The following is a 6,329-nucleotide window of genomic DNA, read 5'->3' on the forward strand; positions in this document are numbered from 1 at the left end:
CGGCTGTACAAGACCGGCGACCTGGTCCGCTGGCGGGAAGACGGCAGCATCGAGTATCTGGGCCGCAACGACTTCCAGGTCAAGATCCGCGGCTTCCGCATCGAGCTGGGCGAGATCGAGGCCCGGCTGGCCGAACACCCACAGGTCCGGGAAACGGCGGTGCTGGCCCGCGAGGACGGCCCCGGCGGCAAACAGCTGGTGGCCTACTACACCGGCGACGCCGACGTGGCGGTGGACAGTCTGCGCGCGCATCTGGCCGAGATGCTGCCCGACTACATGGTGCCCGCCGCCTTCGTGCATCTGGCCGCACTGCCGCTGAGCCCGAACGGCAAGCTGGACCGCAAGGCGCTGCCGGCACCCGATGCCGGCGCCCTGCAAACGCGGCAGTATGAAGCGCCGCAAGGCGAGACCGAACAGGCTCTGGCGGATATCTGGGCCGAACTGCTCAAGATCGACCGGGTCGGCCGGCACGATAATTTCTTCGAACTGGGCGGGCATTCCTTGCTGGCGGTGACCCTGATCGCGCGCATGCGCCAGGCCGGGATGGCTACCGACGTGCGGGAATTGTTCGCCGCGCCGACGCTGGCCGGGCTGGCGGCGTTGGCCGATAGCGGCAACGCCTCCGAACAGCTGGTCATCCCGGCCAACCGCATTCCGGCCGATGCGACGGCCATTACCCCGGACCTGCTGCCGCTGGTCAGCCTGGAACAGGCCGATATCGACCGCATCACGGCCGCCGTGCCGGGCGGGGCGGCCAACGTGCAGGACATCTATCCACTGGCGCCGCTGCAGGAAGGCATTCTGTTCCACCATTTGATGGAGTCCGACGGAGATGCGTATCTGGAACCGGTCCTGATGGCGTTTGACACGCAGGAACGCCAGGACGGTTTTCTGGCCGCTTTGCAGGCAGTGATAGCACGCCACGACATCCTGCGCACCGCAGTCGTCTGGGAAGACCTGCCGGAACCGGTGCAGGTGGTCTGGCGCGAGGCGAAGTTAAAGGTCGAGCATATTGTCATTGGCCCTGAAGCTGGCAAGACGGCCGAACAATTGCTGGAACGCTACGATACGAGACATTATCGCCTCGACTTGAGAGCTGCGCCGTTGATCAACGGGTTCACCGCCTATGATCCCAGGAAAGGGCGGTGGCTGCTGCTGCTGTTGACTCATCATCTGGCTCTCGATAACACCGCGCTGGGCCTGCTGCTGGAGGAGATCAGGATGCACCAGCTGGGCCAGGGCGACCAACTGCCGGCGCCGCTGCCGTTCCGCAACTTTGTCGCGCAGGCCCGGCTGGGGATGAAGCCGGAAGAGCACGAAGCCTTCTTCCGCGGCATGCTGGCGGATGTCGACGAGCCGGCGGCGCCGTTCGGCCTGCTCGACGTCCTGGGCGACGGCAGCCGGATTCAGGAAGCCAACCAGACTGTTGCCACGGATCTGGCGCGCCGGTTGCGGGAGCAGGCCAGGACTCTGGGCATCAGCGCCGCCAGCCTGTTTCATCTGGCCTGGGCCAGTGTTTTGTCTCGGACTTCCGGGCGCGATGATGTGGTGTTCGGCACGGTCCTGCTCGGGCGCATGCAGAGCGGCGAGGGCGCCGACCGGATGCTGGGGATGTTCATCAATACCCTGCCGCTACGAGTGCGGCTGGACCAGGGCAGTGTCCTGGAACAGGTCCATGAAGTGCAGCAGCGGCTGGCCAGTCTGCTGCGTCATGAACATGCGCCGCTGAGCCTGGCGCAACGCTGCAGCGGTGTGCAGGCCCCGGCGCCGCTGTTCAGCGCACTGCTCAACTACCGGCACAGCCAGGGCGAAATCTCGGCGGACGGCGCCGCCTGGCAGGGCATCGAAGTCCTGTCGGACAAAGAGCGCAGCAATTACCCGATCGTGTTATCCGTGGACGACCTGGGCGAAGGCTTCTCGTTGACGGCGCAAACCCTGCCGCCGGCGGCGCCGGAACGGCTGTGCGCGATGATGCACACGGCGCTGGAAAACCTGCTCGACGCCCTGGAAAGCGCGCCGGGCACCGCCATGCGCCGGATCGGCGTATTGCCGGATGCCGAGCGCTGCCAGGTGCTATACGACTGGAACGCCACCCGGGCCGACTATCCCCAGGACCGCTGCATCCACGAACTGTTTGAAGCGCAGGTTGCCCGCACCCCCGAGGCCGATGCCGTGGTATGGGACGGCGGGCGGCTAAGTTACGCCGAACTCAATGCCCGGGCCAACCGCCTGGCATTCCAATTGGAAGCTTTAGGTGTCATGCCGGATACGGTTATAGGCATATGTGTCGAGCGTTCACCGGAGATGATTATCGGACTCCTCGGAATTCTGAAAGCGGGCGGCGCATATTTACCGCTAGACTCCAGCTTGCCCGAAGATCGACTCGATTTTATGTTGTCAGATACTAATGCCGGTATGGTACTGACGCAGAAAAGCTTACTTGCAAAGTTTAGCGGGTTGGGATGTGCCTGTTTGACACTGGACCAGCTTGAAGGCCATGCAGATTATCCCGATATGCGGCCCGATGCCGCTGTGCATTCACGGCATCTCGCTTATGTCATCTACACCTCCGGTTCGACCGGGCAGCCTAAAGGCGTGCAAGTCGAGCACCGGAACCTGGTCAATCTGATTACTTGGCATCAAAAGGCGTTCGCAGTCAATCCTTCGAGCCGCGCGACACAACTCGCCCGTTTCTCTTTCGATGCTTGCGTTTGGGAAATTTGGCCCTACTTAACGGCAGGCGCCAGTCTGTATCTGTTGGACAATGAAGAAACACTGCTATCCTCCGAACGCCTCAGGGATTGGTTAGTCAGGCAGGAAATCACCATCGCTTTTATACCCACTCCGGTGGCTGAGTTGTTGCTGGATTTGGCGTGGCCAAAATTATCGGCTCTGCGTTGGTTGTTGACCGGTGGCGATAAATTACACCGATATCCTCCGTCGGACTTATCCTTTACGGTTGTCAATAATTACGGGCCGACGGAATATACGGTAGTCGCAACCTCGGCAGCAATGCCTGCTAAAAACGATGCGTCCATTCTTCCTCCTATCGGCCGTCCCATCGCCAACACCCGCATCTACCTGCTCGATGCGCAGGGTGAACCGGTTCCGGTGGGGGTTGCCGGCGAAATCCACGTGGCCGGCGACGGCGTCGCCCGCGGCTACCTCAATCGTCCGGATCTGAACGCCGAGCGCTTTATCAAAGATCCGTTCAGTAACGATCCCGGGGCGCGGATGTACAAGACCGGCGACCTGGGCCGCTGGCTGGAAGATGGCAGTATCGAATTCCTCGGCCGCAACGACTTCCAGGTCAAGATCCGCGGCTTCCGCATCGAACTGGGCGAGATCGAGGCCCGGCTGGCCGAACATCCGGCGGTCCGGGAAACGGCCGTGCTGGCCCGCGAGGATGGCCCCGGCGACAAACGGCTGGTGGCCTACTACACCGGCGACGCCGACGTGGCGGCGGACCACCTGCGCGCGCATCTGGCCGAGACGCTGCCCGAGTACATGGTGCCCGCGGCCTTCGTGCAACTGGAGGCGTTGCCGCTGACCGCCAACGGCAAGCTGGACCGCAAGGCGCTGCCGGCGCCGGATGCCAGCGCCGTACGAGGCTATGAAGCGCCGCAAGGGGAGACCGAACAGGCTCTGGCGGCGATCTGGCAGGATATCCTGCAGATCGAGCGCGTCGGCCGTCAAGATAATTTCTTCGAAATGGGCGGACATTCGCTGCTGGTGGTCAAACTGGTACGTGAAATCAAGCAGCAGTTCGAGGTTGAACTGGTGCTGCACGATGTCTTTATAGCGCCCGTACTGTCATTTCTTGCTGAACGTATCATCGATGCGCAATTGGCTCAGTTTGATGAGGATGATTTATTGCAGGTGATGAGATCTATAAGTGATTCTTGAGGAGTATCAATCATGACGAAAATTACATTTCAACTTAAATCAAGGCTGGTAGCATGAAAAGTTATTCCGTGGATAAATTATCAACACTCGAACGCGAAGCATTAATCAAACAAGCAATAGCCGAAAATTTAAAACGTAAGCAATTAAAGAACACTTCTATCCCTCATGCCGACCGTGACCAGCGTCTACCGCTGTCCTTCGCTCAACAGCGGCTCTGGTTTCTCGCCCAAATGGAGGGCGCCAGCGAAGCCTATCATATCGCCGGCGGGATACGGCTGACGGGCGCGCTGGACGTGGCGGCCCTACGGCGCGCCCTGGACCGTATCGTGGCCCGCCACGAAGCCTTGCGTACACTCTTCATCGAGCAGGACGGCGAGGCCAGTCAACTGATTCTGAACACTAACGGCGGCTTCACGCTCTTGGAACACGATCTCAGTACCGACGCCAGCCCCTCGGCCGCCTTGGCCCGGCTCTCCGAACAGGAAGCCCAGGCGCCGTTCGATCTGGCCCGGGGCCCGCTGGCGCGAGGCCGCCTGGTCCGGCTGGCGGCCGACGAACACGTGTTGCTGATCACCCTGCATCATATCATTGCCGACGGCTGGTCCATGGGCGTGCTGATCGACGAACTGGGCCGCCTCTACGCGAGCTACAGCCGTGGCGAAGGCGACCCCTTGCCGCCGCTGCCGATCCAGTACGCCGACTATGCCGTCTGGCAGCGGCGCTGGGTCGAAGGCGAACAGCTGCACACCCAGGCGGCTTACTGGCAACAGACTCTCATGGGCGCGCCCGCCCTACTGGAACTGCCCAGCGACCGGCCGAGGCCGGCGCAACAGGACTATGCCGGCGCCCAGCAGGCCGTCCGGCTGGACGCCGACCTCAGCGCGCGGCTCAAAGCCTTCAGCCAGCAGCACGGCGCGACCCTGTTCATGACCCTGTTGGCCGGCTGGGCCCTGACCCTGTCGCGGCTCTCGGGCCAGGACGACCTGGTGATCGGTACTTCCTCGGCCAACCGGGGGCGGGCCGAAATCGAGGGCCTGATCGGCTTCTTCGTCAACACCCTGGCCCTGCGGATCGACCTGTCGGATTCGCCCACGGTCGCGGACCTGATCGAACGAATCAAAATCCAGACCCTCAATGCCCAGGCCCACCAGGACATCCCGTTCGAACAGGTCGTCGAAATCGTGCAGCCGCCTCGCAGCCTCGCGCATGCCCCGTTGTTCCAGGTCATGTTCGACTGGCAAAACACGCCCGGCGGGAAACTGAGCCTGCCCGGCCTCAGCCTGGCGCCGGTGGACGTGGCGCACGCCAGCGCCCAATTCGACCTCAGCCTCTCGCTGAAAGAAGACGGCGACGCCATCGTCGGCAGTCTCGAATATGCCACGGCGCTGTTTGACCAAGACACCGTCGCCCGTTACCTGGGCTACTGGCAAGCCCTGCTGGCCGGCATGGTGGCGGACGACAGCCAGGCCGTCACCCGTTTGCCGATGATCAGCGAGGCCGAGCGCCGCCAGGTGCTGTACGGCTGGAACGCCACCCAAGCCGACTATCCCAAGGACCGCTGCGCCCACGAACTGTTCGAGGCGCAGGCGCTGCAAACACCCGAGGCCGATGCCCTGATATGGGACGGCGGCCGGCTGAGCTACGCCGAGCTCAACGTCAAAACCAACCAGCTGGCGCACCATTTGCGCAGCCTGGGCGTCAACCCCGACGACCGGATCGCGATCTGCGCCGAGCGCGGGCCGGACATGATCATCGGCCTGCTGGCCATTCTCAAGGCCGGCGGCGCCTACGTGCCGCTGGACCCGGCCTATCCCGAGGAACGGCTGGCCTACATGCTGACCGACAGCGCCCCGGCGGTGCTGCTGATACAAAGCGGGCTGGCCGCGCGCTTCGCCGACTGCGCGCCGGCGGTACCGCGCCTGCTGCTCGACGTCGACCCGGCGCCCTGGGCGGCACAGACCGGCGCCAACCTGGACCCGCAAGCGCTGGGCCTGACGCCACGGCACCTGGCCTACGTCATCTACACCTCCGGCTCGACCGGCCAGCCCAAAGGCGTGATGATCGAACACCAGTCCCTGGTCAATTATTCCCTGGGGGCGGCCGAGGTGTTCGAGCTGACCGGCGCCGATACCGTCCTGCAGCAGAACTCCCTGAATTTCGACCTGTCCGTCGAAGAGATCTTCCCGGCGCTGCTGTCCGGGGCGACGCTGGCGCCGAGCGAGCGGCTGTTCGGCATGGACAGCGACCTACGCCCGACCTTCGTGCACCTGACCGCCGCGCACTGGCACACCCTGGTGGCGGAATGGGAACGCTCGCCGGACAAGGCGCGCGAACAACTGGCCGGCGTGCGGTTGCTCAACGTGACCGGCGACGCGCTGTCGCCGCAAAAGCTGCAAGCCTGGGAAGCGCTCTGGCCCGATAAG

General features: G+C 63.4%; 2 protein-coding genes. Both read left to right on the forward strand.

Annotated features, from left to right (window positions below):
• A partial coding sequence (locus EK22_RS21530) for a non-ribosomal peptide synthetase (protein WP_036254322.1) occupies positions 1 to 3,906 on the forward strand: 3,906 nt, incomplete at its 5' end.
• Positions 3,907 to 3,959: 53 nt separating this feature from the next.
• A partial coding sequence (locus EK22_RS21535; protein ID WP_036254324.1) for a non-ribosomal peptide synthetase occupies positions 3,960 to 6,329 on the forward strand: 2,370 nt, incomplete at its 3' end.

The sequence above is a fragment of the Methylobacter sp. BBA5.1 genome (assembly GCF_000746145.1).
Taxonomy (GTDB): Bacteria; Pseudomonadota; Gammaproteobacteria; order Methylococcales; family Methylomonadaceae; genus Methylobacter; species Methylobacter marinus.